The 26268-nt window shown below is 72.0% G+C and carries 13 protein-coding genes; 9 read left to right on the top strand and 4 right to left on the bottom strand.

Annotation, left to right across the window (positions count from 1 at the left end; translation table 11 throughout):
• Positions 1–100: 100 nt before the first annotated feature.
• From AB5J87_RS11035 to AB5J87_RS11020, 4 genes are all read left to right on the top strand, one after another.
• A complete protein-coding gene (locus AB5J87_RS11035) occupies positions 101–394 on the top strand; it encodes a hypothetical protein (protein ID WP_369376222.1) in 294 nt (97 codons plus the stop codon).
• On the top strand, positions 391–1023 hold the full coding sequence (locus tag AB5J87_RS11030) for a BMP family ABC transporter substrate-binding protein (protein ID WP_369376220.1): 633 nt from the start codon (positions 391–393) through the stop codon (positions 1021–1023). The genes AB5J87_RS11035 and AB5J87_RS11030 overlap by 4 nt, the downstream gene beginning before the upstream one ends.
• 251 nt (positions 1024–1274) lie before the next feature.
• Positions 1275–11897 (top strand): LamG-like jellyroll fold domain-containing protein, encoded by a 10623-nt coding sequence (locus tag AB5J87_RS11025; protein WP_369376219.1) that lies wholly within the window; start codon positions 1275–1277, stop codon positions 11895–11897.
• Complete coding sequence (locus tag AB5J87_RS11020) at positions 11897–12256, top strand: hypothetical protein (RefSeq protein WP_369376218.1); 360 nt, start codon at positions 11897–11899, stop codon at positions 12254–12256. The genes AB5J87_RS11025 and AB5J87_RS11020 overlap by 1 nt, the downstream gene beginning before the upstream one ends.
• 93 nt (positions 12257–12349) lie before the next feature.
• On the opposite strand, the gene AB5J87_RS11015 is transcribed toward AB5J87_RS11020, so the two are convergent.
• From AB5J87_RS11015 to AB5J87_RS11005, 3 genes are all read right to left on the bottom strand, one after another.
• Positions 12350–14392 carry a M4 family metallopeptidase gene (locus tag AB5J87_RS11015; RefSeq protein ID WP_369376217.1) on the bottom strand — a complete coding sequence of 681 codons (2043 nt, stop codon included), beginning with the start codon at positions 14390–14392 and terminating at the stop codon, positions 12350–12352.
• 516 nt (positions 14393–14908) lie between these two features.
• Positions 14909–16870 carry an ABC transporter ATP-binding protein gene (locus tag AB5J87_RS11010; protein WP_369383470.1) on the bottom strand — a complete coding sequence of 654 codons (1962 nt, stop codon included), beginning with the start codon at positions 16868–16870 and terminating at the stop codon, positions 14909–14911.
• A gap of 8 nt (positions 16871–16878) precedes the next feature.
• The gene (locus AB5J87_RS11005; RefSeq protein ID WP_369376216.1) at positions 16879–18660 is read right to left on the bottom strand and encodes an ABC transporter ATP-binding protein; all 1782 of its coding nucleotides are present in this window, start codon (positions 18658–18660) and stop codon (positions 16879–16881) included.
• Between the two features lie 149 nt (positions 18661–18809).
• On the opposite strand from AB5J87_RS11005, the gene AB5J87_RS11000 reads away from it, so the two are divergent.
• Genes AB5J87_RS11000 through AB5J87_RS10985 form a run of 4 tightly spaced genes read left to right on the top strand, consistent with a single transcriptional unit; the run spans position 18810 to position 22477 of the window.
• A complete protein-coding gene (locus AB5J87_RS11000; protein WP_369376215.1) occupies positions 18810–19751 on the top strand; it encodes an ABC transporter ATP-binding protein in 942 nt (313 codons plus the stop codon).
• A 2-nt stretch (positions 19752–19753) separates the two neighbouring features.
• Entirely contained in the window at positions 19754–20497 is a 744-nt protein-coding gene (locus AB5J87_RS10995) for an ABC transporter permease (RefSeq protein WP_369376214.1), read from the top strand.
• A 35-nt stretch (positions 20498–20532) separates the two neighbouring features.
• Entirely contained in the window at positions 20533–21840 is a 1308-nt protein-coding gene (locus AB5J87_RS10990; protein WP_369376213.1) for a sensor histidine kinase, read from the top strand.
• Positions 21833–22477 carry a response regulator gene (locus tag AB5J87_RS10985; protein WP_369376212.1) on the top strand — a complete coding sequence of 215 codons (645 nt, stop codon included), beginning with the start codon at positions 21833–21835 and terminating at the stop codon, positions 22475–22477. The genes AB5J87_RS10990 and AB5J87_RS10985 overlap by 8 nt, the downstream gene beginning before the upstream one ends.
• Before the next feature lie 29 nt (positions 22478–22506).
• Here the strand turns inward: AB5J87_RS10985 and glgX are convergent, their stop codons facing one another.
• Positions 22507–24609 carry a glycogen debranching protein GlgX gene (glgX, locus tag AB5J87_RS10980; RefSeq protein ID WP_369376211.1) on the bottom strand — a complete coding sequence of 701 codons (2103 nt, stop codon included), beginning with the start codon at positions 24607–24609 and terminating at the stop codon, positions 22507–22509.
• Positions 24610–24902: 293 nt separating this feature from the next.
• Here glgX and AB5J87_RS10975 point away from each other — a divergent pair, with 293 nt between their 5' ends.
• Positions 24903–26150 carry an Ig-like domain-containing protein gene (locus AB5J87_RS10975; RefSeq protein ID WP_369376210.1) on the top strand — a complete coding sequence of 416 codons (1248 nt, stop codon included), beginning with the start codon at positions 24903–24905 and terminating at the stop codon, positions 26148–26150.
• Positions 26151–26268: the final 118 nt, after the last annotated feature.

The following is a 26268-nucleotide window of genomic DNA, read 5'->3' as shown; positions in this document are numbered from 1 at the left end:
TGGCCATGCACCGCGTACGGAACTGCGAGGTCCGATTGTGAATCCTGCCGAGAATGCCGCTTCGCGTCCGATACGCCCGTATCGGACGCTGGCGGCGCGGGTGGGTCTCGCGCTGCTGCCCTTCGTCACGCTCGGGCTGCTGTGCCCGGTGCCGTCGCTGGTCGTCGCCGTCAAGCGGCACCGGGCCGCCGACTGGGTCGCCTTCGCGATCTTCTGCGCGGTGTGGGTGTCCTGGGTGGTCCAGCTGGCGACCACCCCGGACGACACCCACGGCACCCGGTTCGCCGCCGACGTGCTGCTGATCGGGCTGTCGACGGCGGGCGCGGCCGTACACGGCTGGCTGGCATGGCCGACGGCACGGAATGTGGCACGAGAGAGCGGCGCGGGCGAGTGAAGCAGGTCAAGCAGGTACGTCAGGCCCAGGCGGCGAAGGCCGCCCGGGAGGAGCAGGACAAGCGGGACGGGTACGCCCGGCAGCGGGTGCGGTTCGGGCGGGCCGCCGCGTTCGTCCGGCGGCACCGGCGCCGCGTCTGGACCGCGGCGGGCGTGGCCGCGGCCGTGGCCGCCGGGGCCCTCGCGGTCTCGCTGCTCGGCGACGACGACAAGCCGGGGCCGCCGGATCCGCGGGCCCGCCAGTACCGCGACGTGGACGCCTGTCTGCTGACCGGGCCGCAGGGCGTCACCGAGGGGACCCCCGGCGCGCCGGTGTGGGCGGGGCTCCAGGACGCCTCGGCGGCCACGCGCGCGCGGGTCAACTTCGTCCCGGTGACGGGCGAGCAGACGGCGGGCAACGCCACGCCGTTCGTGAACGGTCTGATCCAGCGGTCCTGCGATGTGGTGGTGGCGGTCGGCGGGGCGCCGGTGGCGGCGGCCGAGGCGGCGGCGAAGGACCACCCCAAGGTCCGGTTCGTCCTGGTCGGCGGGAAGTCGACGGCCGCGAACGCGACGGTGGTCGCCCCGGGCGACCAGGTGCGGGCCGAGGTGGCGCGCGCCGTCGAGCGCGGCGTCAATACACCCTCTTAGTCCGGAATTCAGTATTCCGAACCGCATGGACATGGCAAAGAAAGATCAAAGGATCATGGTCCGGAGGCAACCAAAGTAAAACCGTGAGGCACGATCGCCAGGCTTTGTCCCCTGTAAGCCGCGCGTGAGTAAAGGCTGCCTCAATGCGTTTTCGATGGGCACGAACGTCCCGTCTGCTGTTCCCACCCGGTCGGACCGGGCGCCGCAGGGCCAGGAGAACCGCCCTCCTGGTCCTGCTGTGTTTCTCCTTCATGCTGACCACGGAGACGGCGGAGGCGACCGGCGCCACACTGCCCCGGCTGTCCATGCCCAAGTGGTCGCCGGCGGGGCTGTGGGAGTGGGCGAACAAGTCCCCGCTGGACACCCCCGACCAGCAGAGCGGCACCGCGCGCGGCAAGAGCCACAGTGCCTCCGCCCAGCAGACCCGGGCCAAGGGCGGCAACGGCCGCCGACCCGGCAGGGGCAAGGGCGAACTCGGCGCGTACGAGAGACCCGAGGACCGGGCGAAGCCGGCGAAGACCGGCAAGGCCGCCGGGAACGCCAAGAGCTTCGACGCCCGCACCAGCAGGCGGGACGCCAAGAAGTCCAATGCCACCTCGGACTTCTTCACCAACGCCGACGGCTCCACGACCGTGCGCCACTACACCGGCCGCAGCAACTTCAAGGCGGCCGACGGCAGCTGGAAGCCGATCGACACCAGGCTGCGCGAGGAGAAGGGCGGCGAGCTGGTCGAGAACGCCAACTCGCTCGCGGTGACCTTCGCGCCCGACGCGGCCACCCCCGACCTCGCCTCGGTCGACTTCGGCTCCGGGCGTTCGCTGGCGTACGGGCTGAGCGGCGCCGCCAGGAGCGAGCCGGTGGTCGACGGCGACTCCACCGCCACCTACCCGGACGTCCTGAAGGACACCGACCTCAAGCTGTCGCCGCTGGCCGAGGGCTTCAAGGAGCGGATCGTCCTCAAGTCCAAGGACGCGCCGAACTCCTGGCTCTTCCCGCTGAAGGCCAAGGGCCTCACGCCCGCGATCGGGGCCGACGGCGACGTGGTGCTCACCGGCGCCGACGGCAAGGTGGCGGCGACGGTCCCGCACGCCTTCATGGAGGACTCGAAGATCGACCCGCGCTCGGGCGACGCCGCCCAGTCGCGGGCGGTCACCTATGAGCTCACCACCGCGAACGGCGCGCCCGCGCTGCGGATGACCGCCGACCGCACCTGGCTGGACGACCCGAAGCGGGTCTTCCCGGTCACGGTCGACCCGACGGTGGCGGCCGGCAACTCGACGTACACCCAGAACACGATCGGCGGGGACCACTCCACCGAGAACATGATCAAGGTGGGGTCCTACGACTCGGGCGCCAACAAGGCGAACTCGTTCCTCCAGTTCTCCTCGCTGGGCACCACGCTGGCGGGCCAGAAGGTCACCGCCGCGACCCTGAACGTCTACGCGATCTGGTCCTCGACCTGCACCCCCGAGCCGTTCAACGTCCACCCGGTCACCAAGGCGTGGACGCCCTCCACGGTCACCGGCTACCCCGGCCCGTCCTACGGCGCGGCCATCGGTTCGGCGACCGTGGCGCCCGGCGCGTCCTGCTCCAACTCCTCCAGCTCCACGGGTGTCGGCGTGAAGATGCCGGTGCCGCTGAACACCAGCTGGTTCAACGGTGTCGCGGGCGGCGGTGCCAACTACGGCCTCGCGATGACCGCGATCACCAGCGACATGCTGCACTGGAAGAAGTTCCACTCGGACAACTCCACCACCGCGGGCTTCCGCCCGGCGCTCGACCTCACCTACACCGCCAACGCGGCCCCGCAGGTCAACGCCCAGTACCCGCCGGAGAACTTCCAGGCCAACACCCTGAGCCCGGAGCTCACGGTGTACGCGAGCGACGCCGACCACGGGCCGAGCCCGCTCTCGTACGCCTTCGACGTCTTCGACGCCGACTCCACCAGCCAGACCGCGGTGGTCAGCTCCGGCGCGCTCACCAAGGGTGCCTGGCAGGTCCCGGCCGGGAAGCTGAAGTGGAGCCGGAACTACCTCTGGTTCGCGACGGTCAGCGACGGGACCAACTCGGTCTCCTACGACAGCCGGTTCACCACCGCGGTGCCGCAGCCGCCGGTGACCTCGGGGCTGACCCAGAACACCGACGGCCATGAGTTCGACCCCAGCGACGGCAACTACACCACCGACGACACCGACGCGGACGTCCAGGTCAGCGGGCCCTCGCTCTCCATCGAGCGCTCCTACAACAGCCTCGACCCGCGCCAGGACGGCGCGTTCGGCGCGGGCTGGGCGACCATCGCGGACATGAAGGCCGCCGAGGTCAAGGACGGCACCGGCGCCCTCAGCAACGTCGTCATCACCTACCCGGGCGGCGAGCAGGTCGCCTACGGCCGCAACAGCGACGGCACCTTCGTCCCGCCGCTCGGCCGCTACGCCCGCTTCCAGGCGGTCAGCGGCGGATACACGCTGGTCGACAAGGACTTCACCACCTACACCTTCACCCAGCCGACCGGGAAGGCCGGTGTCTACGCGATCTCGTCCATCAAGGACTTCGCGGGCCGCACCGAGACCTTCGCCTACACCGGCAACCAGCTGACGAAGATCACGAACACCACCTCGGGGCGTTCGCTGACCCTCGCCTGGCAGACGCCCGCCGGGGCGAGCGCCGCACACGTCGCCACGGTCGCCACCGACCCGTCCGACCCGAAGGACGCGAACACCGCGCAGACCTGGCAGTACGACTACACCGGTGACCAGCTCACCAAGGTCTGCCCGCCCGCCGACTGGACCAAGTGCACCGGCTACGGCTACGCCACCGGCAACCACTACCGCACCACGGTCCTGGACGAGGACCCGTTCGCGTACTGGCGGCTCGGTGAGGCGGCCGGGGAGGGCGTCGCCAAGGACGCCGTCGACCTCAACCAGGGCAAGTACAACGGCATCTACCACAACGTGACCACCGGCGGCGCGAGCGTGCTGGCCGGATCCACCCAGCCCACGGCGTCGTTCAACGGCACCAGCAGCTACGTGGAGATACCCAGCGCGCCGGGCGCGACCCCCTCGTACGCCTCGGTGTCGCTGTGGTTCAAGACCGCGCAGGCGGGCGGTGTCCTCTTCTACTACGGCGACAAGCCGCTGAGCGACCCCGACCCGGTGGGCACCACCACCCACAACACCCCCGCGGTCTACGTCGGCACCGACGGCAAGCTGCACGGCTGCTTCGCCTCCTCGCCCGGCTGCAACACCACGATCGCCTCCACCGCCGCCGTCAACGACAACAAGTGGCACCAGGCCGTCCTCACCGGCGCCGCCACCACCATGTCGCTCTATCTGGACGGCACGCTCCAGGGCAGCAAGACCGGCACCATCAACGACTGGGCCCAGCCCTGTCTGACGCTCGGCGCCGGGGTGAACACCGACGGCTGGCCGAACATGAACGCGGCCGACCCGCTCGGCCACTTCAGCGGCCAGCTCGCCGAGGCGGCGATCTACTCCGAGCCGCTCGCCCAGGACGTCATCACCGCCCAGTACCGGGCCGCGACCCGTCCCGCCGGACTGCTCAACAAGATCACCACGCCGAACGGCAAGGTCCAGAGCTCCGTCACCTACTCCACCGCCGACGACATGGTCACCCAGGCCGTGGACGGCGACGGCGGCACCTGGAAGCTCAACCCGGCCACCGTCACCGGCTCCTCGCAGGTCTACCGCTCGGCCGTGATGGGCGACGCCCCCGCCGGATACTGGCGGCTCGGCGACACCCAGGGCGCGCCGCAGGCCGCCAACGAGGTCAACACCGGCTTCGGCACGTACAACTCGGCGACCCAGGGCGCCGAGGGACCGTTCGGCCCGGACGACAGCACCGCCGTCGACTTCGACGGCGCGGCCTCCTACGCCGAGCTGCCCTACGCGCCCCTGCACCGCTCCGGCAACCGGGCGGTCGAGCTGTGGTTCCGCACCGCCAAGCCGGGCGTGATCGCGGCCGACCAGGCCCGTGACCCCGACGACCCGGCCGGTGTCGGCGGCGCCTACGCGCCGCTGCTCTACGTCGGGGCCGACGGCAAGCTGCGCGGCCACTGGTGGAGCTCCGGCTCCGACGGCGCCAAGGACTTCGGCTCGACGCCCACGGTGACCGACAACGCCTGGCACCACGCGGTCCTCACGGCCTCCGGCACCACCCAGACGCTGTACCTGGACGGGGCCAAGCAGGCCGACTTCACCGGCGCCCCCGGCACCCAGGCGACCGGCCGCACCTTCATCGGCGGCGGCTTCGCCAAGGGCTGGTTCAGCGCGCCCTCCGACGCGAGCCACTTCGACGGCTCGATCGCCGAGGTCGCCTTCCACGCGGGCGCCCTGACCGACGCGGACGTGGCCCGGCACTACTCGGCCGGCAGGTCCGCCACCGGCACCGCCCCGGTCCGCACGGTCAAGCTGACCGACCCGACCGACAAGACGCTCACCTACGTCTACGACGCGGAGCTCGGCAACCGCCTGCTCGCGGCGGTCGACACCAACGGGCAGCGCGCCACCTACGGCTACGACACCTCGGGCTTCCTGCACACGGTGACGGACGCCAACGGCAACCGCTCGGTGACCGGCCACGACGTGCGCGGCAACACGGTCTCCACGACCACCTGCCAGAACACCGCGGCCAACGTCTGCGCCACCGAGTACTACACGTACTACCCGGACGCGACCACGCTGTTCCCGGCGATGGACCCGCGCAACGACCTGATGCTCACCGAGCGCGACGGCCGTTCCTCCGGGCCCACCGACAACACCTATCTCACCAGCTACACCTATGACACCGGAGGAAACGTCACTTCGGTGACCACGCCGCCGGTGCCGGGCTCACCGGCGGGCCGTACCGCCACCACGGCGTACACCACCGCGACCACGGTCGCGGCCGAGGGCGGCACCAATTACGCCCCGGCCGGACTCGTCGCCTCGGTGCGCACGCCCGGCGGGCGCACCACCTCGTACACCTACTTCAAGAACGGCGACCTGGCGCAGGCCACCGACGCCAACGGCGCCTCGGTGAAGTACACGTACGACAACCTGGGCCGCCAGGTCACCAGGACCGAGGTCTCCGACTCCTATCCGGCGGGTCTGACGACCACGCTCGGCTACGACAAGGACGACCAGGTCGTCTCGGAGCTCAGCCCCAAGGTCACCAACCGGGTCACCGGCGCCGTCCACCAGGCGAAGTCGACGACCGTCTACGACCCGGACGGCAACGTCCAGTCCCAGACGGTCGCGGACGCCTCGGGCGGTGACGCCTCCCGGACGACCGCGATGACGTACGACGCGTACAACCGGGTCGCCACCCGGACGGATCCGGGCGGCGACGTCACGGCGTTCGAGTACGACGTCTACGGCAACAAGGTCAAGGAGACGGACCCGGTCGGGAACGTCAACGAGTACACCTTCGACGCCGAGGGCAAGCCGCTCACCACGAGCCTGCTCAACTACACCGGCGACCCCAACAGCCCGTCGTCCCCGACGAAGCTGGTGCAGGAGTCGCGGGCGTACGACCCGGCGGGGCGGCTCGCGTCGATCACCGACGCCATGGGCTGGGTCACCGCGTACACCTACACCGACGACGGCCTCTCGGCCACGGTGGTGCGCAGCGACCCGCAGAACGGCAAGGCGTTCACCGAGCAGGCGAACACCTATGACGCGGCCGGGAACCTGGTCAAGCAGGTCACCAACGACGGCACCACGACCACCTCGTTCACGGTGGACGCCGCCGACCGCACCACGTCGACCACCATGGACCCGGGCGGCCTCGCCCGGACCAACAAGGTCTCCTACGACCCGGACGACAACGTCGTCTCCGAGACGGACTACGACCCCACCGGCGACACCAGCACCACCGACACGCGCTACGACGCGCTCGGCAACGTCACCGGCAACACCGTCCACGACGGCACCACCGCCCCCATCGGCCGCTGGAAGCTGAACGAGACCAGCGGGACCAACGCGGCGGACTCCTCCGGCGGCAACAACAAGGTCACCTTCGGCTCCGGCGTGACCCGCTCCACCGAGCAGGGCGGCAGCGCGGTCTTCGACGGCACCGCGAACGCCTACGGCCAGGGCGCCGGCCCCGCGGTCAACACCAACGGCGGCTTCACCGTCTCCACCTGGGTGAAGCTGGCCGACACCACCGCCAACCACACGTTCGTCTCGCAGGACGGCAAGGCCGACCACGGCTTCCAGCTGTACTACTCGACGGCGTACGGCTGGTCCTTCAACCGCACCTCCGGCGACCAGGCCAACCCGACCCTGGCCCGTGCCACCTCCGGCACGGCGGCGGTGACGGCCAACACCTGGACGCATCTGACCGGTGTCTACGACGCGGCGGCCGGGGAGATCCGGCTGTACGTCAACGGCGCGCTCAAGGCGACCACCCCCTACAGCGGCTCCTGGGAGGCCACCGGCCCGCTCCAGATCGGCCGCCGCATGTCGGGCGGCACGCAGGGCGAGTTCCACAAGGGTTCCCTCGCCGACGTCCAGGTCTACGGCGAGGCGCTCACCGCGACCCAGGTCTCGGGCGTCTACGGCAAGACGCTGCCCGCCGCGGGCAGTTCGGTGCGCACCACCAGCTGGAAGCTGGACCAGCGCGGCATGCCGCTCGCGGTGACCGACGCCAACGGCAACACGACGGACTACGGCTACGACGAGTCGGGCCAGCAGACCAGCGTGACCGAGCCGGCCGTGAACGCCGAGCAGAACGGCGGCACCCCCTCGTCGGTCCGCCCGGTCTCGCTCACCGGCTACAACACCTTCGGCGAGCAGACCGAGTCCTCGGACCCGCTCGGCAACGTCACGGTGACCGCCTACGACGGCGAGGGCCAGGAGGCGTCCACGACGCTCCCCGACTACACCGCGCCGGGCGCCCCGGCACCGGTCAAGTCGGTGTCCTGGAACGAGTACAACCACCTCGGCCAGGTCTCCGCGGAGGTCGACGCGCTGGGCAACCGCACCGAGTACACCTACACCCAGCTGGGCGATCTGGCCGCGGTGAAGGAGCCGGGCGGCGACACCACCAGGTACACCTACGACACCAACGGCGACCAGCTCTCGGCGACCCGGCCCAACGGGGCGCGCCAGGAGTCGACCTACGACTACCTGGGCCGCGAGCTCACCAGCACGGACATCGTGCGCCAGCCCACCCGGCGCGCCTACACGGCGATCAACTCCTACGACGCGCCCGGGCAGCAGCTGTCCCAGCACGTCAGCCCCGCCGGGGTGAGCGAGTCCTACGGGTACAACGCGCTCGGCGAGGTCACCTCCACCACGGACGGGGTCGGCAACACCACGCGGTTCACGTACGACCAGGACGGGCAGCTGCTGACGTCCACGGACCCGGACGGGACCTCGACCCGGAACACCTACAACGGCTACGGCGAGCTGGCCTCCATCAGCGACCTGGACGCGGGCGGCGCGGTGCTGCGCACCACCGGCGCGACCTACGACCGGATGGGCAACGCGGTCTCGACGACCGACTTCCGCGGGCACACCACCAACTTCACGGTGGACCCCACGGGTCTGGTCACCAAGGCCGTGCAGCCGGTCTCCGCGACCGAGTCGATCACCACGACCTTCGGGTACGACATCGGCGGCCACCGCACCCGCACCACCGACGGCCGGGGCAACCCGTTCCTGACCACGTACAACTCCTGGGGTCTGGAGGAGTCCTCGATCGAGCCCGCCACCCCGGCCCACCCGGACGCGGCCGACCGCACCTTCACCCAGGTCTACGACGCCAACGGCCAGGTCCGCGAGCAGCGTTCACCGGGCGGTGTGAAGGTCGTCAGCGAGTACGACGCGAAGGGCCGCCTCACCCGGCAGACCGGCACCGGCGCCGAGGCCGCCACCGCCGACCACACCTACACCTATGACCCGGACGACCGGATCACCTCGGTGACCGGCACCGACTCCGACACCGGGAAGGACACCTTCGGCTACGACGACCGCGGTCAGCTGCTGTCGACCACCGGCCCGTCCGGCACCTCCTCCTTCGCCTACGACGGCGACGGCGGGATGACCTCGCGGACGGACGCCGCGGGCACGTCGACCTACGGCTACGACACCGACGGCCGTCTCTCCACGGTCAACGACGGCGCCACCGGCTCCACGCTGACCTACGGCTACGACGTCAACAGCAACGTCAAGTCGATCGACTACGGCACCGGCAAGGCCAAGCGCGCCTTCGGCTACGACGCCCTGGAGCAGCTCAAGTCGGACACCCTGACCTCCCCGGCCGGCAAGACGCTGGCCTCGGTGAGCTACGGCTACGACGCGAACGGCAACGAGACGTCGAAGACCACCACCGGGGTGGCCGGGGCCTCCGCCAACACCTACACCTACGACTGGGCCGACCGCCTGTCCTCCTGGAACAACGGGACGGCGACGGAGAGCTACGGCTACGACGCCTCCGGCAACCGGACGCGCGTGGGCGGCGACACGTACACCTACGACGCCCGCAACGAGCTCACCTCGGACGGGCACAACAGCTACACCTACACCGCCCGCGGCACGATGAGCACGCTCACCGACGAGGCGGGCAAGCAGACCGCGATGAAGTCGGACGCCTTCAACCGCGTGATCAACGAGGGCGACCGGACCTACACCTACGACGGTCTGGACCGGGTCCTGTCGGCCAACGACCCCGGCATGGTGGCGGTGTTCCGGTTCGCCTACAGCGGCACCGGCAACGACGTGGCCTCCGACGGTTCGGCGACCTACAGCCGCAACGCCGACAGCTCGCTGGTCGGTGTGAAGGACGGCACGAGCTCCGCGCTGGTGCTGACCGATCTCCACGACGACGTGATCGGCCAGTTCACGGCGGGCGGCGAGGCGCTCAGCGGCTCGACCACCTACTCGCCGTTCGGAAAGGTCCAGCAGTCCAGCACCATGCTGGGCCGCCTGGGCTACCAGTCGGGCTGGACCGACCCGGAGACCGCCAAGGTCAACATGGCGGCGCGCTGGTACTCGCCGCAGACCGGCCGGTTCGGCGACCGCGACACCGCGGACGTCTCGGACGACGCGGCCTCCATCGGCGCCAACAGGTTCGCCTACGGCGACGACAACCCGATGACCATGACCGACCCCACCGGTCACTGGAGCTTCGGCGGCGCCTGGAAGAAGTTCAAGAAGAAGGTCAAGCACGTCGCCAAGTCGGCCTGGCACAAGACCAAGAAGGCCGTCAAGCACGTCGCCAAGGCCGTCAAGAAGGCAGCGAAGAAGATCAAGAAGGCCGTCAAGAAGGCGGTCCACCGGATCAAGCACGCGGTCCGCAAGGCCGTGCACTACGTCCATGACGCCGTCAAGAAGGTCAAGAGATACGTCAAGCGGACGTACAAGCGGGTCAAGCACTACGTCCACAAGGTCGCCAAGGCCGTCAAGCACGCGGTCAAGCGGGTCGCCAAGGCGGTCAAACACGTCGCCCACAAGGTGGTCAAGGCCGCCAAGAAGGTCGGCAGAGCCGTCAAGAAGGCGGTGAAGGCGACCGCCAACTACGTCAAGCAGCACGCCTCGACCATCGTGCCGATGGTGGTCGGCATCGCCGGCGCGGTCGCCTGTACCGCACTGACCGCCGGAGTCGGCGCGGTCGCCTGCGCCGCCGCCGCCGGAGCGCTGGCCAACGCGGTCGGCTACGCGATGAGCGACGGCCCCCACACCCTGGGCGGCTTCCTCGGCGCGGCGGCGATCGGCGCCGGCACCGGCCTGATCGGCATGGGCGCGGGCGCGGCGGTCGGCCGGGCCCTGGCGGGCAGCGCGCTGGGCGCGGTGGCGCGCGGCGCGGCGTCCGGCATCGCGGCCGGCGCGGCCGAGAGCGGCTCCTACTACGGGGCCACCTGTGCGGGCAGCGAGGACGGGTGCAGCGTCAGCGGCGCCGTCAAGGCGACCGCGGCGGGCGCGGCGCTCGGCGGCATCTTCGGTGCCGTGGGCGGCAAGGTCCGCGGCGGGTGCCACAGCTTCAGCGGGCAGACCTCGGTGGTGCTCGCCGGCGGGGCCGCCCGGCCCATCAGCCAGGTCAAGGTCGGCGACCTCGTCCTGACCGCCGAGCCGGGCAAGGACAAGAAGGAGGTCCACAAGGTCACCGAGGTCCATGTGACCAAGCACGACCGGGACTTCGTGGACCTGACCGTCGCCACCAAGGAGGGCCCCGAGCCGCTCCACACCACGGCGCTGCACCAGATCTACGAGACCACCGCCAAGACGTGGACGCGGGCGAAGGACCTGCACCCGGGCCAGCGGATCCAGACCCTCGACGGAGCCACCGCCGAGGTCCTGAACACCCGCGCCTTCTCCAGCGCCACGACCGTCACCTACGACCTGACCGTCGACGGACTGCACACCTACTTCGTCACGGTCGGCGACGAGTCGCTGCTCGTCCACAACTGCAACGCCCCGGCCAACGTGGACGCCACGATCTCGGCGAAGACCCGGGGGCACGTCCTGAACGGCGACGTCAACGACAAGGGCGCCTTCGGCGGGTGGCACCTGCACCCCAAGCAGTCCGGCGGCATCCCGGCGAACCGCTACATCAACGGCGAGATGCACACCAACGCCGACGGCTCCGTGACCGTCCGCGGCGCCAACGGAGAGGGCAACGGCAAGGTCGGCGCCATCCGCGACGACGGCACCCAGCTGGAGAAACAGGGCTCGGCGGGCCAGACCTTCTTCCCGCAGGACTGGACGGCCGATGACATCATGGAGGCCGGGGCCAAGCTGTTCTGCTCCGGCAAGTACAAGTACGGCAACACCCGGGTGACGGGCACGCACAGAGGAGTGAAGATGCAGGGCTTCCTGGAGAAGGGGGAGGACGGCACCTACCGGCCCTCGACCTTCTTCCCGAAGGGCAAGTGATGGGCCGGCCCCTCACTCCGGCCGTGTGGACGTTCGCCCTGGACGAGGACGAGGACTGGGTCCCGTCCAGGGAGCCCGCCGCGGACGAGAACCTGCGGCGGGCGGTGGAGACGCTCCTGCTGGGGATCGCCTCGGCGGGCGCCGCCGAGACGTACCTGGCGGCCTGGCGCGCCGACTCGGCGCGGTGGGGGTCGGGGTTCACCCTCTCCACCGCGAGCGCCGGGGCCGAGCGCGTCTCGGCCGGCACCGTGCGGCTGACCGACCTGTACGGGCAGTTCGAGGACTGTGACATCGCGGCGGACGAGTTCGAGGCGATGCTCCGGGACTACGTGACGGCCGCCCGGGCCGCCGGGGACTAGCCCCCGGCACCCGGCCGGAGCCGGAAACGAGTGGTGCCCGGACCCCTTGTGGGGGTCCGGGCACCTTTCACGTTCCGGTCAGCCGCCTGACCGTCAGAACGTGAGCTTGAAGTCGTCGATGTAGCCCGTGTCGTACCGCGCCTTGTCCTGGACCTTCAGCTTCCAGGTGCCGTTGGCGACCTCCGAGGAGGCGTTCACGGTGTACGTGGCGTCGATGTTGTGGGTCGAGCCGCCGGTGCCCGTGGCCTTCAGCGGGTAGACCGTGCCGTCGGGGGCCACCAGGTCGACCTGGAGGTCGCCGATGTAGGTGTGGACGATCTTCACACCGACCTTGAGGGCGCTCGGCGCGTTGCCCGTGATCCCGGTGACGTTGACCGACGAGGTGACCGCCGCTCCCGGGGAGTCCGGGATGTTGACGTTGGTGTCGTTGTCGAAGACCTTGCCGCCCGGGTCGCCGCCGCCGCCGTGGCGGGCGCCGACGTTGATGGCCGCCCAGGCGTCGGTGATGTTGTTGACCTCGGCGCTGCCCGCACCGTACAGCTCGGTCGCCGCGGCGATGGTGCCCGCGCGGGCGCCCGCGTAGTCGGTGCTGGAGTTGAACTTGGTGGTCAGCGCCTTGTACCAGATCAGCTGGGCCTTGTCGCGGCCGATGCCGGTGACCGGCAGGCCGTCGGAGGTCGGCGAGTTGTAGGTCACGCCGTTGATGACCTTGGTGCCGCTGCCCTCGGAGGCCAGGTAGAACCAGTGGTTCGCCGGGCCGGAGGAGTAGTGGACGTCCAGGTTGCCGACGCCGGAGTACCAGGAGTCGGCGGAGCCGCCGTCCTTGCTCGGCTTGTCCATGTAGCGCAGCGGGGTGCCGTCGCCATTGATGTTGATCTTCTCGCCGATGAGGTAGTCGCCCGGGTCCGACGCGTTGTTGGCGTAGAACTCGACCGCGGTGCCGAAGATGTCCGAGGTCGCCTCGTTGAGGCCGCCGGACTCGCCGCTGTACTCCAGGCCCGCCGTGTTGGAGGTGACGCCGTGCGTCATCTCGTGGCCGGCCACGTCCAGCGCGGTCAGCGGGTCGTTGTTGCCCGAGCCGTCGCCGTACGTCATGCAGAAGCAGCTGTCGTCCCAGAACGCGTTGACGTACGCGTTGCCGTAGTGGACCCGGGAGTACGCGCCGACGCCGTCGCCGCGGATGCCGCTGCGGCCGAAGACGTTCTTGTAGAAGTCCCAGGTCTCGCCCGCGCCGTAGGCGGCGTCGGCGCCCGCGGTGGCGGCGTTGGAGTTGGTGCCGTCGCCCCAGGTGTCGTTGGTCTGGGTGAACAGGCTGCCGGTGCCGGACGAGCCGTGGTTCAGGTTGTACGTCTTGTGGCCGCCGCGCCCGCCGTCGGTCAGGGTGTAGTTCGAGCCCGACTGCGTGGTGCCGAGGGTGACCTGGCCGCTGTAGTGGGTGTTGCCGACACCGGTCTCGATGCCCTGCCACTGGTACAGCTTGGCGCCGGTGGCGGCGTCCGTGATGACGTGCAGCTGGTTCGGGGTGCCGTCCTCCTGGAGCCCGCCGACGACGGTCTCGTACGCGAGGGTCGGGGTGCCCTTGGCCATCCAGACGACCTTGCGCGGGGCGCGGTCGGCGGTGGCCTTCTTGGCGCCCTTGTCGGCGGCGGCGGCGAGGGCCTGCTTCTGCGCGCCGGCCGGGCCCTGCTTGGCGGTGGTGGCGATGTTCTTCAGCTCGGCGCGGTTCGCCTTGATGACGCCCTGGGGGGCGCCGGCGGCCGAGGCGTCGACGACGAGGTCGCCGCCGAGGACCGGCAGACCGGCGTAGGTGCGCTCGTAGCGGGTGTGGGTGGTGCCGTTCTGATCCTTGATCACATCCCGGACGACGAGCTTCTCCTGCGCGCCCAGGCCCAGCTGCTTGGCGGTGGTGGCCGCCTTGCCGTCGGCCTGGCGTATCAGCTCGGCGCGCTGTGAGGGCGAGAGCTTGGCGGGCAGGGCGCCCGGGTTGCGTACGGCCTGGGCCTTGAGGGCCTTGGCGGACGCGGAGTCGTCGGGGCGTGCGCTGGCGCTGGCGGCCTGGACTCCGACGGTGAGCATGGCGGCTGCGGAGAGCAGGGCGGCGGTGGCGGTGGCACGACGACGGTGCGTGGATCTCACGCGAACTCCTTCTGCGAGGGGGGTACCGGCGGCTGGGTGAGGCCGTCCGGCTGGAGCATGCGGAGCAGTGGTTCTTGGATCGGGGAGAGAGTGCCAGGAGTGGCCGAGTGCTGTCAGGAGCGCGTCAAGAACTTGGCTGGAAATCGTTCGTTGTGCGCGGGCCCCCGTTCGTTAAGCGAACGTTTCGTGGGTCAACACCTGGGCGCAATCGGGGAGTCGGGGGCGACCGGATAGAGGGGAGTGTCCGGATACGCACCGTGCGCCACCAGCGTGAACGGCCATCGTGAGGGCCGCGGAAGACGATCCTCACAATGGCCGCAATCAGCCTCCGCACTTGCTCCACCCGGTGTCCGCATGGCGGACGGTGTGACGGATGTGGCGTTCCGGCCGGGGTGCGCGGCGCCGCGGCGCACCGCCACCGGGCGGGCGCGGGGCGCCGCGCCCCGGCGGGCGGTCCCGCGCCGCGGACGCGCGTGCCGCGCCCCGCGACCCGGGCGGGGTCCGCAAGGGCCGCCCCTACGCCAGGCTCTCCCGCCACGCCCGGTGCAGATCGGCGAACCGGCCCGTGCCCGCGATGAGTTCGGCCGGGGAGCCGTCCTCCACGATCCGGCCGTGCTCCATCACCAGGACCCGGTCGGCGATCTCCACCGTCGACAGCCGGTGGGCGATCACCACGGCCGTGCGCCCGCGCAGGACCGTGTGCATCGCCCGCTGCACCGCCCGCTCCCCGGGGATGTCCAGGGACGAGGTCGCCTCGTCCAGGATCAGCACCGCCGGGTCGGCGAGCAGCGCGCGGGCGAACGCGACCAGCTGGCGCTGCCCGGCCGAGATCCGGCCGCCGCGCTTGCGCACGTCCGTGTCGTACCCGTCCGGCAGCCCCGCGATGAAGTCGTGCGCGCCGATCGCCTTCGCGGCGCGCTCGATCTCCTCGCGGGTGGCGTCCGGGCGGCCGATGGCGATGTTGTCGGCGACCGTGCCGGAGAAGAGGAACGCCTCCTGGGTGACCATGACCACCCCGCGCCGCAGCTCCCGCACCGCGAGGTCGCGCAGGTCCACGCCGTCGAGCAGGACGTCCCCGGCCGTCGGGTCGTAGAAGCGGGCCAGCAGCTTGGCGAGCGTGGACTTGCCCGCGCCGGTCGAGCCCACCACGGCCACCGTCTGCCCGGCCGGGATCGTCAGGTCGAAGCGCGGCAGCACCTCGCCGCCCGTGCGGTAGGAGAAGCCCACGCCCTCGAACACGACGTCGCGGCCCGGCAGTTCGCCGCGCCGCTCCGGCAGCGGCACCGGGTGCTCGGGCTCGGGCACGGTCGGGGTCTGGGCGAGCAGACCGGCGATCTTCCCCAGCGAGGAGACGGCGGCCTCGTAGGAGTTGAGGAACATCCCCAGCCGGTCGATCGGGTCGTACAGCCGCCGTACGTACAGCACGGCCGCGGCCAGCACCCCGAGCGCGAGGGTGCCGTCGGCGACCCGGTAGGCGCCCCACAGCACCATCGCGGCGACGGCGGTGTTGGCCACCAGCCGGGAGCCCACCACGTACTGCGCCATCTCCAGGATCGCGTCGCCGTTGGCGCGCTCGTGGACGTGGTTGAGCTTCTCGAACTCGGCGTCGTTGGCCTTCTCGCGGCGGAACGCCTGGACCGGGCGGATGCCGTTCAGGGTCTCCGCGAACTTCACGATCACCGCCGCGATGGCGGTGGACCGGGCGTCGAACGCCACCGAGGCGCGGCGCCGGTAGCGGCGGATCAGCAGGTGCAGCGGCGCGTACGAGGCCACCGCGACCGCGCCGATGCCCCAGTCCAGCCAGAGCAGCATGGCGCAGATGTAGACCGCCGAGAGGACGACGCCGATCAGCTCCTGGAGGCCCTCGTTGAGGAGCTCGCGCAGCGACTCCACGTCGGAGGTGGAGCGGGAGATCAGGCGGCCCGAGGTGTAGCGCTCGTGGAAGTCCACGCTGAGCGCCTGCGCGTGCCGGAAGATCCGCCCGCGCAGATCGAGCAGGACGTCCTGGCCGACCCGGGTCGAGGTGCCGATGAACGCGTACTGGAGCAGGCCCGAGCCCAGCGCGCACAGCAGATATCCGGCCGCGACCGCGATCAGCGGCCCGTGGTCGTCGTCGCGGAACGCGGGCACGCCCCGGTCGATGGCGTACGCCACCAGCAGCGGCCCGGCCTGCACCGCGGCCTGCTGGAGCAGCACCAGCAGCACCGTGAGCGCCACCCGCCCCCGCATCGGCCGCAGCAGATCGCGCAGCAGCGCGCGGGTGGCGCCGTGCGGTACGGGCAGGGTGTCGCTGTCGAAGGGGTCGCCGGCGCCGGGGCCCGCGGGCTTCGTGGCGGCGAGCCGGGCGCCCTCGGGCGGGGCGTCCTCGGGGCCGGCCTTCCCGGTCCGGGCCCGCTCGGTCGGGGCGGCGGGCCCGGGGGCCGCCGCGGCCGGTCCGCCGTCCGGCTCCTCCGGGTCGGTGGGGCGCTCCGCGCCCATGGTCGTGGTCACCGGTTCTCCCCCTTGTCGTCCGCGCCCGACATCAGCCAGGCGTACTCGGCGTTGCCGCGCAGCAGTTCCTGATGGGTGCCGACGGCGGCGACGCGCCCGCCGGAGAGCAGCGCCACCCGGTCGGCCAGCATCACCGTCGACGGGCGGTGCGCCACCACCAGCGCGGTCGTCTCGCGCAGCACCTCCCGCAGCGCCGCCTCCACCCGCGCCTCGGTGTGCACGTCGAGCGCGGAGAGCGGGTCGTCGAGCACCAGGAAGCGGGGCCGCCCCACCACCGCCCGGGCCAGGGCGAGCCGCTGGCGCTGCCCGCCGGACAGGCTCAGCCCCTGCTCGCCGACCTGGGTGTCCGGGCCGTGGGGGAGTTTGCGTACGAAGTCGGCCTGGGCGATGTCGAGCGCCCGGTCGAGGTCGCCCGGTCCGCCGCCGCCCATCAGGACGTTCTCGCCGACGGCGGCCGAGAACAGGGTGGGCTCCTCGAAGGCCACCGCGACGAGCCCGCGCAGCTCCTCGCGCGACAGGGCGGTGATGTCCACCCCGTCGAGCGTGATGCGCCCGCCGGTCGCGTCGTACAGCCGGGGGACGAGCGCGGTGAGCGTGGTCTTGCCGGAGCCGGTCGCCCCCACCACGGCCATCGTCTCGCCGGACCGTATGTGCAGGTCGACGCGGTCCAGTACGGGGGCGCTGCCCTCGGGCGCGTCCGGGTAGCCGAAGCTGACGTTCTCGAACCGCATCCCGCCCGCCGGGTCCGCGACGGCACCGGCCGCCGCCTCCCGGGGGGCGTCCGACTCCTCCGGCTCGTCCATCGCCTCGAAGAACCGCTCGGTCGCCGTCGCCGCCTCCTGGCTCATCGCGAGCAGGAAGCCGATGGAGTCGACCGGCCAGCGCAGGGCGAGCGCGGTGGAGAGGAACGCCACCAGCGTGCCCGCCGAGAGGTCGCCGTCCGCGACCCGGACCGTGCCGAGCACCAGCGCCGCCCCGATGGCGAGTTCGGGGATGGTGGTGATCAGGCCCCACAGCCCGGCCAGCAGCCGCGCCTTGCGCAGCTCCGTGCCGCGCAGCCCGCCCGCGAGCTCGGTGAAGGCCCGCGCCTGGCTGCGGTGGCGGCCGAAGCCCTTGATGATGCGGATGCCGAGGACGCTCTCCTCGACCACCGTCGTCAGATCGCCGACCTGGTCCTGGGCCCGGCGGGCCGCCAGCGAGTAGCGCGTCTCGAAGAGCGAGCAGAGCACCACCAGCGGCAGTACGGGAAGGATGAGGACCAGCCCGAGCGACCACTGCTGGGAGAGCAGGATGACAAAGCCCGCCAGGATGGTCACCGCGTTGACCAGCAAGAACGTCAACGGGAAGGCGAGGAACATCCGCAGCAGACTCAGATCGGTGGTGCCCCGCGACAGCAGCTGGCCCGAGGGCCACCGGTCGTGGAAGGCCACCGGCAGCCGCTGCAGGTGCCGGTAGAGATCGGCCCGCATCGCCGCCTCGACCCCGGCCAGCGGACGCGCCACCAGCCAGCGCCGCAGCCCGAACAGCAGCGCCTCGGCGATGCCGAGCAGCAGCAGGACCAGGGCGCCCAGCCAGACGCCCCCCGGGTCCCCTTCGGTGACCGGCCCGTCCACGATCCACTTGAGGACGAGCGGGATCACCAGCCCGAGACAGGACGCGACCACGGCGACGAACGCCGCGATGACCAGGCGGGTCCGGACCGGCCGCACATAGGGCCGGAGCCGCAGCAGCGTGCGGACCGAGGACTGGTTCTTGGTGGGTGCATGTATATCTGGCATCAATCAACGACCCTATGCTTCGCGGCCGGTGACGCCCACGGCTTTTCGACGGGCGACCAAGGTCGTACCCAGCATCGACCGATCGGTTGATGCGGTGTCGAGCGCGATGGGCGATGTGGCCGGATACCGGCGCGGGCGATTCTCGGTACATGCCCATCATCGAGGTCAACACACTGCGCAAGGCGTACGGCCGCACCACCGCCGTCGACGGCGTCTCCTTCACCGTGGAGGAGGGCGAGATCTTCGGGATCCTCGGCCCCAACGGCGCGGGCAAGACCACCACCGTGGAGTGCGTCGAGGGACTGCGGGTGCCCGACTCCGGCACCGTCCGGGTCGCCGGACACGACCCGGTCGCCGACCGCGCCGAGGTCACCCGGCTGCTCGGCGTCCAGCTCCAGGAGAGCGAACTCCAGCCCAAGCTCACCGTCCGCGAGGCCCTGGAGCTGTACTCCGCCTTCTACCCGAGCCCGGCCGACTGGCGCCCGCTCGCCGAACGCCTCGGCCTCACCGACCGGTTGACCACCCGCTTCTGCGCGCTCTCCGGCGGCCAGAAGCAGCGCCTGCTGATCGCGCTCGCCCTGATCGGCAACCCCCGGGCCGTCGTCCTGGACGAGCTGACCACCGGCCTCGACCCGAGGGCCCGCCGCGACACCTGGGAGCTGATCGAGGACGTGCGGCGCGGCGGGGTCGCGGTGCTGCTGGTCACCCACTTCATGGAGGAGGCCCAGCGGCTCTGCGACCGGATCGCGGTGATCGACCGGGGCAGGGTCGTCGCCCTGGACACCCCGGCCGGTCTGGTGAGCCGGGCCGCGGCGCCCACCCTGGTCTCCTTCACCCCGTCCGCCCCGCTCGACGCGGAGCTGCTGCGGGAGCTGCCCGCGGTCTCCGAGGTGGAGCTGCGCGAGGGCCGGTTCATCGTCCACGGCGGCGAGGACACCGTCAACGCCGTCCTCACCCTGCTGGCCCGCCACCACGTCACGGCCGGGCAGCTGCGCGTCACCGAGGCGTCCCTGGACGACGCCTTCCTCGATCTCACCGGGCCCGCCGGGGCTCCGCAGCCGGCCACCGCCCCGCACGGAAAGGCACACTGACCATGTCCACCGCCACCACCGCCGTCCTGCGGACCGAGTTCCGCCTCTTCCGCCGCGAGCCCGCCGGGATCTTCTGGATCATGGCGTTCCCGACCCTGCTGCTGTCGGTGCTCGGCTCCATCCCGTACTTCCGCCAGCCCGACGACTCCCTCGGCCGGCTGCGGCCCGTGGACGTGTACGTGCCGGTCAGCGTGCTGCTCGCGCTGGTGATGGCCGCGCTCCAGGCGATGCCGCCGGTGCTCACCGGCTACCGCGAGCGCGGCATCCTGCGCCGGATGTCCCTCACCCCGGTCCGGCCGACGGCGCTGCTGGGCAGCCAGATGGCGCTGCACGGCGCCGCCGCCCTGGTCTCGGTGGCGCTCTCGCTGACGGTGGGCCGGCTCGCCTTCGACGTACGGCTGCCGGGCAGCCCGGCCGGATACGTCCTCGCGCTCGCCCTGTCGCTGGTGGCGGCGCTGTCGCTGGGCGCGCTGGTCTCCGCCCTGTCCCGGACCGCGAAGATCGCCAACTCGGCCGGTGCCGCGCTGTTCTTCCCGATGATGTTCACCGCCGGGCTCTGGCTGCCGGTGCGGGCGATGCCGGAGGTGCTGGCCAGGATCGTGGAGAGCCTGCCGTTCGGCGCCGCCGCCCAGGCCCTCACCCAGGCCGCCGCCGGAGACTGGCCCGGCTGGTCCCACCTGGGGGTCCTCGCCCTGTGGACGGTGGTCCTGTCGGCCGCCGCCACCCGCTGGTTCCGCTGGGAGTGAGGCGCGTGGAGCCGGTCGTGCCCGACACTGGGCGGATGGACGATCAAGGAAGCGGGGCGGTGCCCCGGCCGGGCGTGACCGTGCTGGTGGGCAGCCGCGAGGCGCGGGCCCGGGTCGACGAGCGGTGGCGGCTGTTCCACCGCTGGGGCCCGTACGTGATGCTCGGCTTCGGCACCCTGGCGGCGGGCGCCACCGCCGAGGCCCTGATGGGCCCGGCCGAGCGGTGGGCCGCCGGCGTCCTGGTGGTGCTGGCCGTCGCCCTCCAGCTGGTCTGGGACCGGGGCCCGGCGGCCCGGCCGACCCCCTCGCGCGCCTCCCTCCTCTACTACGTGCTGCGCTGGGCGATCGCCTTCGCACTGACCTGGCTCAACCCGTTCTTCGCCTTCTACGCCGTCGTCGGCTACTTCGGGGCCCAGCTGCTGCTGCCCGAACGCTGGGTGCGGACGGGCATGTTCGCCACCGCGGTCACCATGGCGGGCTCCCAGTCCGGCGGCATGCCGCCCAAGGGCGGCACCGGCTGGCTGGTGTTCGGGGCGCTGCTCGGCGTCAACATGGTGATGTTCTCCGTCTTCGCCCACCTCGCGGCCCAGGAGGACGAGCGCGCCCAGTTCCAGGCCGTCGCCATCACCGAGCTGGAGAGCGCCAACGCCCGCCTCCAGCAGGCCCTCGACGAGAACGCGGCCCTCCACTCCCAACTCCTGCTCCAGGCGAGGGAGGCGGGCGTCGCCGACGAGCGCAGGCGCCTCGCCGCCGAGATCCACGACACCATCGCGCAGGGCCTGACCGGCATCATCGCCCAGCTCCAGGTCGTGGCGGGCAGCCCCGACCCGGAGGCCGCCGCCCGGCACCTGGCCAGTGCCCAGGCGCTCGCCCGGGCCAGCCTCGGCGAGGCCCGCCGCTCGGTGCAGAACCTCGGCCCGGCCGCCCTGGAGCACGACGCGCTGCCCGAGGCGCTGAAGAAGACGGTCGCCGAGTGGGGCGCCCGGCACGGCGTACGGGCGGAGTTCACGGTCACCGGCACCGTCGAGCAGCTGCACGAGGAGATCCAGGCGACGCTGCTGAGGATCGCCCAGGAGGCGCTCTCCAACGCGGGCCGCCACGCCGGGGCGGCCCGGCTCGGCGTCACCCTGTCGTTCATGGGCGACGAGGTCTCCCTCGACGTACGGGACGACGGGCGCGGCTTCGACCCCGCCGCGCTGCCGCCGCGCTCGGGCACCGGCGGCTTCGGCCTTGACGGGATGCGGGCCCGCGCCGAGCGCGTGGCGGGCACCGTGGCAGTCGAGGCGGAACCCGGTCATGGCACCGCGGTCTCGGCCCGCGTACCGTTGGTCCGCCATGGCTGAAGACACCCCCATCATCACCCTGCTGATCTGCGACGACCATCCCGTGGTCCGGGACGGGCTGCGCGGCATGTTCGCCTCCGCCGAGGGCTTCGAGGTGCTCGGCGAGGCGCCCGACGGCGTCGAGGGGGTGGAGCTGGCCGCACGCCTGGACCCGGACGTGGTCCTGATGGACCTGCGGATGCCGGGCGGCGGGGGAGTGGCGGCGATCGCCGAGCTGACCCGGCGCGGGCTGCGCTCCAAGGTGCTGGTCCTCACCACGTACGACACGGACTCCGACACCCTGCCCGCGATCGAGGCGGGCGCCACCGGCTATCTGCTCAAGGACGCGCCCCGCGACGAGCTGTTCACCGCGGTGCGGGCGGCGGCGGCCGGGCGCACGGTGCTCTCCCCGGCGGTGGCCTCCCGGCTGGTCTCCCGGGTGCGCACCCCGGCGCGCGCCGACGAGTCGCTCTCGGCGCGCGAGCGGGAGGTGCTGGTGCTGGTCGCCAAGGGCACCTCCAACCGCGAGATCGCCCGGGCGCTGTTCATCAGCGAGGCCACCGTGAAGACCCATCTCACCCACATCTACGGCAAGTTGGACGTCAAGGACCGCGCGGCGGCCGTCGCCGTCGGGTACGACCGGGGCATCCTCGGCTGAGCGGCCCCGGGGCCCCGTGCCCCGCCGCGTCAGCTCGCCACCCGCAGCACCAGCACCGACCGGGCCGGGAGCGTCACCCGCGTCCCGCCCGTGTGCGCCGCCTCCGGCGCGGCCTCCTGCTCCTCCAGCGAGGTGTCCACCACCACCTCGTACCGCTGCGCCCACGGCGCCCCCGGCAGGACGAAGGCGGCCGGCGCGCTCCCCGCGTGCAGCACGATCAGGAAGCTGTCGTCGACCACCGGCGCGCCCACCGCGTCCCGGCCCGGGATGTCCCGCCCCGACAGGTACAGGCCCAGCGTCGCCGTCGGCCCGTACCAGTCCCGCTCGGTCATCTCCGCGCCGTGCGCGGTGAACCAGGCCAGGTCCCGCAGCCCGTCCGCGCCCTGGGCCCGGCCGGAGAAGAACGCCCGGCGGCGCAGCACCGGATGGCGGTGGCGCAGCGCGAGCAGCCGCCGGGCGAGCGCGAGCAGCGAGCCGGGGCCCGGCTCGGACAGCAGCGACCAGTCGACCCAGCCCACCTCGCCGTCCTGGCAGTAGGCGTTGTTGTTGCCGTGCTGGGTGCGGCCCATCTCGTCCCCGGCGACCAGCATCGGCACCCCGGTGGAGACCAGCAGGGTGGTGAGCAGGTTGCGCAGCTGGCGGCGGCGCAGCGCGTTCACCCGGGGGTCGTCGGTCTCGCCCTCGACCCCGCAGTTCCAGGACCGGTTGTCGTTGGTGCCGTCCCGGTTGCCCTCGCCGTTGGCCTCGTTGTGCTTGCGCTCGTAGGAGACCAGGTCGCGCAGGGTGAAGCCGTCGTGCGCGGTGACGAAGTTGATCGAGGCGTACGGGCGGCGCCCGCCCCACGCGTACAGGTCGCTGGAGCCCGACAGCCGGTAGCCGAGATCGCGCACATCGGGCAGCGCGCCCCGCCAGAAGTCCCGCACCGCGTCCCGGTAGCGGTCGTTCCACTCCGTCCACAGCGGCGGGAAGGCGCCCACCTGGTAGCCGCCGCGCCCCACGTCCCAGGGCTCGGCTATCAGCTTCACCCGGCGCAGCACCGGGTCCTGGGCGATGACGGCCAGGAACGGGGAGAGCATGTCGACGTCGTGCATCGAGCGGGCCAGCGCGGCGGCCAGGTCGAACCGGAAGCCGTCCACGCCCATCTCGGTCACCCAGTACCGCAGCGAGTCGGTGATCAGCCGCAGCACCTGGGGCTGCACCACGTGGAGGGTGTTGCCGCAGCCCGTGTAGTCCGCGTACCGGCGCGCCTCCTGCTGGAGCCGGTAGTAGCCCCGGTTGTCGATGCCGCGCAGCGACAGCGTGGGGCCCAGCTCGCCCGCCTCCGCCGTGTGGTTGTAGACCACGTCGAGGATGACCTCGATGCCCGCCGAGTGCAGCGCCCGCACCATCCGCTTGAACTCGCCGACCTGCTGCCCGGCCGTCCCGGACGCCGAGTAGGCCGCGTGCGGGGCGAAGTAGCCGATGGAGTTGTAGCCCCAGTAGTTGCGCAGGCCCCGCCGCAGCAGATGGTCCTCGTGGGCGAACTGGTGCACCGGCAGCAGCTCCACCGCCGTCACCCCCAGCGAGACGAGGTGGTCGAGCGCGGCCGGGTGCGCCAGCCCCGCGTAGCTGCCGCGCAGCTCCTCGGGGACGCCCGGGTGCCGCTTGGTGAAGCCGCGCACGTGCAGCTCGTAGATGACCGAGTCGGCCCACGGCGTCTTGGGCCGGTGGTCGTCCGCCCAGTCGTCGTCGTCGTGGACCACGACCCCCTTGGGCACGTACGGGGCGGAGTCCCGCTCGTCGCGCACGGTGTCGGCCACGTGCTGCTGCGGCCAGTCCCGGACGTGCCCGTAGACCTGCGGCGGCAGCGCGAAGTCCCCGTCGACCGCGCGCGCGTACGGGTCCAGGAGCAGCTTCGCCGGGTTCCAGCGCGCCCCCGTCCACGGGTCCCAGCGGCCGTGCACCCGGAAGCCGTAGCGCTGCCCCGGCCGTACGCCCGGCACGAAGCCGTGCCAGATCTCATGGGTGAGCTCGGCCAGCGCCAGCCGCGTCTCGGTGCCCGCGGCGTCGAACAGGCACAGCTCGACCGCCTCCGCCCCGCCCGCCCACAGCGCGAAGTTGGTGCCCGCCACCCCGTCCGGACCGGTCCGCACGCGCGCCCCCAGCGGCGTCGGCGCACCCGGCCACACCGGTGGGCGCAGCGCCCCCGGATCGCCCCGGTGGCCGCCCCGCCGCCGGTGCCGCTGACCGCCCGGAGCCGGCCGCCCCCATCCCCGCTCTGCCTCCCGCTCGGCTGCGCTCGACACCCCTCGGCCTCCCGCGGCTCGGCGCCTGGACGAGCGCGGCGTCCCGGCCGCGGCTCCCCACGCGTGTCTTCGCAGGTGTTCTTCCCGTTACCCGGCTCGTACTCACGTTTCCCCGGCCGGGCCCCGGTCGTTGAGCCGCCGTGAGATGCGTACTGAAGCGGGCAGGGGCGACCGCAGCGGCGGCCCTGACATGGGCAGGACTGACGGCGGCACTGGTGGCCGGGCTGACCGGGTGCAGCGGCGACCGGCTGGACGTGGGCGGGGTCGGCGACGTCGTCGCGGGCAAGGCGGTGTCGCCCCGGGAGGCGATCCTGGTGACCCCCGAGGACGGCGCCAAGGGCGTGCCGGCGGACGGGAGGATCGAGGTGCGGGTGCCCGGCGGGCGCCTGGAGCGGGTCCGGGTGATGAAGGCCGAGGACGCCCAGCCGGAGGAGGTGCCGGGCACGATCACCGCGGACGGCCTCACCTGGTCGCCGTCCGAGGACGCGCCGGGACGGCTGGAGCTGGCCGCCAAGTACACGGTGGACGCGGTGGCGCTGGACGGCCACGGCCACCGCCAGGCCCGCCACACCAGCTTCACGACCCTGGTGCCCGAGCACCGGTTCATCGGCTACTTCAAGCCCGAGAACCGCTCGACGGTCGGCGTCGGCATGATCGTGTCGTTCAGCTTCAACCAGGAGATCGAGGACCGGGCGGCCGTGGAGCGCGCGATCCGCGTCGCCTCGGACCCGCCGGTCGCCGTGGTGGGGCACTGGTTCGGCAAGGAGCGGCTGGACTTCCGGCCGCAGGCGTACTGGCGGCCCGGCACGAGGGTGACCGTGGACATGCGGCTGCGGGACGTGCCGGGCGCGCCGGGGGTCTACGGCATCCAGGAGAAGAAGGTCTCCTTCACCATCGGGCGCTCCCAGGTGTCCCTGGTGGACGCCGAGGCGCACACCATGGAGGTGCGCCGGGGCGGCGAGCTGATCAGTACGGTGCCGATCTCGGCCGGGTCGCCCAAGAACACCACGTACAACGGGAAGATGGTGGTCACCGAGATGTTCGACGTGACCCGGATGAACAGCCGGACGGTCGGCTTCGGCGGGGAGTACGACATCCCGGACGTGCCGCACGCGATCCGGCTCACCGCCTCCGGCACCTTCCTGCACGGCAACTACTGGGCCACCCCGGGCACCTTCGGCACCACCAACACCAGCCACGGCTGTGTCGGGCTGCGCGATGTGAAGGGCGGCAGCCCGGACACCCCGGCCGGGTGGTTCTTCGACCGGACCCTGGTCGGGGACGTGGTGGAGGTCGTCAACTCCCATGACAAGGGCGTCGCTCCCGACAACGGGCTGGGCGGCTGGAACCTGGACTGGGCGAAGTGGAGGAAGGGCTCGGCCCTCTGACCGCGGCCCGGCCGGCCGTCGCCCCCGTACACCCCCGGGTGACGGCCGGATGTCGCCACAGCGAACGCACAGGGACATTGGGACTGAACGGTGACATTCGCGAGGCGATACGTGCGGG

The sequence above is a fragment of the Streptomyces sp. cg36 genome, assembly GCF_041080675.1.
Taxonomy (GTDB): Bacteria; Actinomycetota; Actinomycetes; order Streptomycetales; family Streptomycetaceae; genus Streptomyces.
This window is presented reverse-complemented; position numbering and strand designations above follow the sequence as displayed.

Coding starts and splice junctions, on each gene's coding strand:
- AB5J87_RS11020 (WP_369376218.1), top strand. CDS start 11,897: ATGGGCCGGCCCCTCACTCCGGCCGTGTGGACGTTCGCCCTGGACGAG.
- AB5J87_RS10990 (WP_369376213.1), top strand. CDS start 20,533: ATGGACGATCAAGGAAGCGGGGCGGTGCCCCGGCCGGGCGTGACCGTG.
- AB5J87_RS10995 (WP_369376214.1), top strand. CDS start 19,754: ATGTCCACCGCCACCACCGCCGTCCTGCGGACCGAGTTCCGCCTCTTC.
- AB5J87_RS11025 (WP_369376219.1), top strand. CDS start 1,275: ATGCTGACCACGGAGACGGCGGAGGCGACCGGCGCCACACTGCCCCGG.
- AB5J87_RS10985 (WP_369376212.1), top strand. CDS start 21,833: ATGGCTGAAGACACCCCCATCATCACCCTGCTGATCTGCGACGACCAT.
- AB5J87_RS11010 (WP_369383470.1), bottom strand. CDS start 16,870: ATGGGCGCGGAGCGCCCCACCGACCCGGAGGAGCCGGACGGCGGACCG.
- AB5J87_RS11005 (WP_369376216.1), bottom strand. CDS start 18,660: ATGCCAGATATACATGCACCCACCAAGAACCAGTCCTCGGTCCGCACG.
- AB5J87_RS11000 (WP_369376215.1), top strand. CDS start 18,810: ATGCCCATCATCGAGGTCAACACACTGCGCAAGGCGTACGGCCGCACC.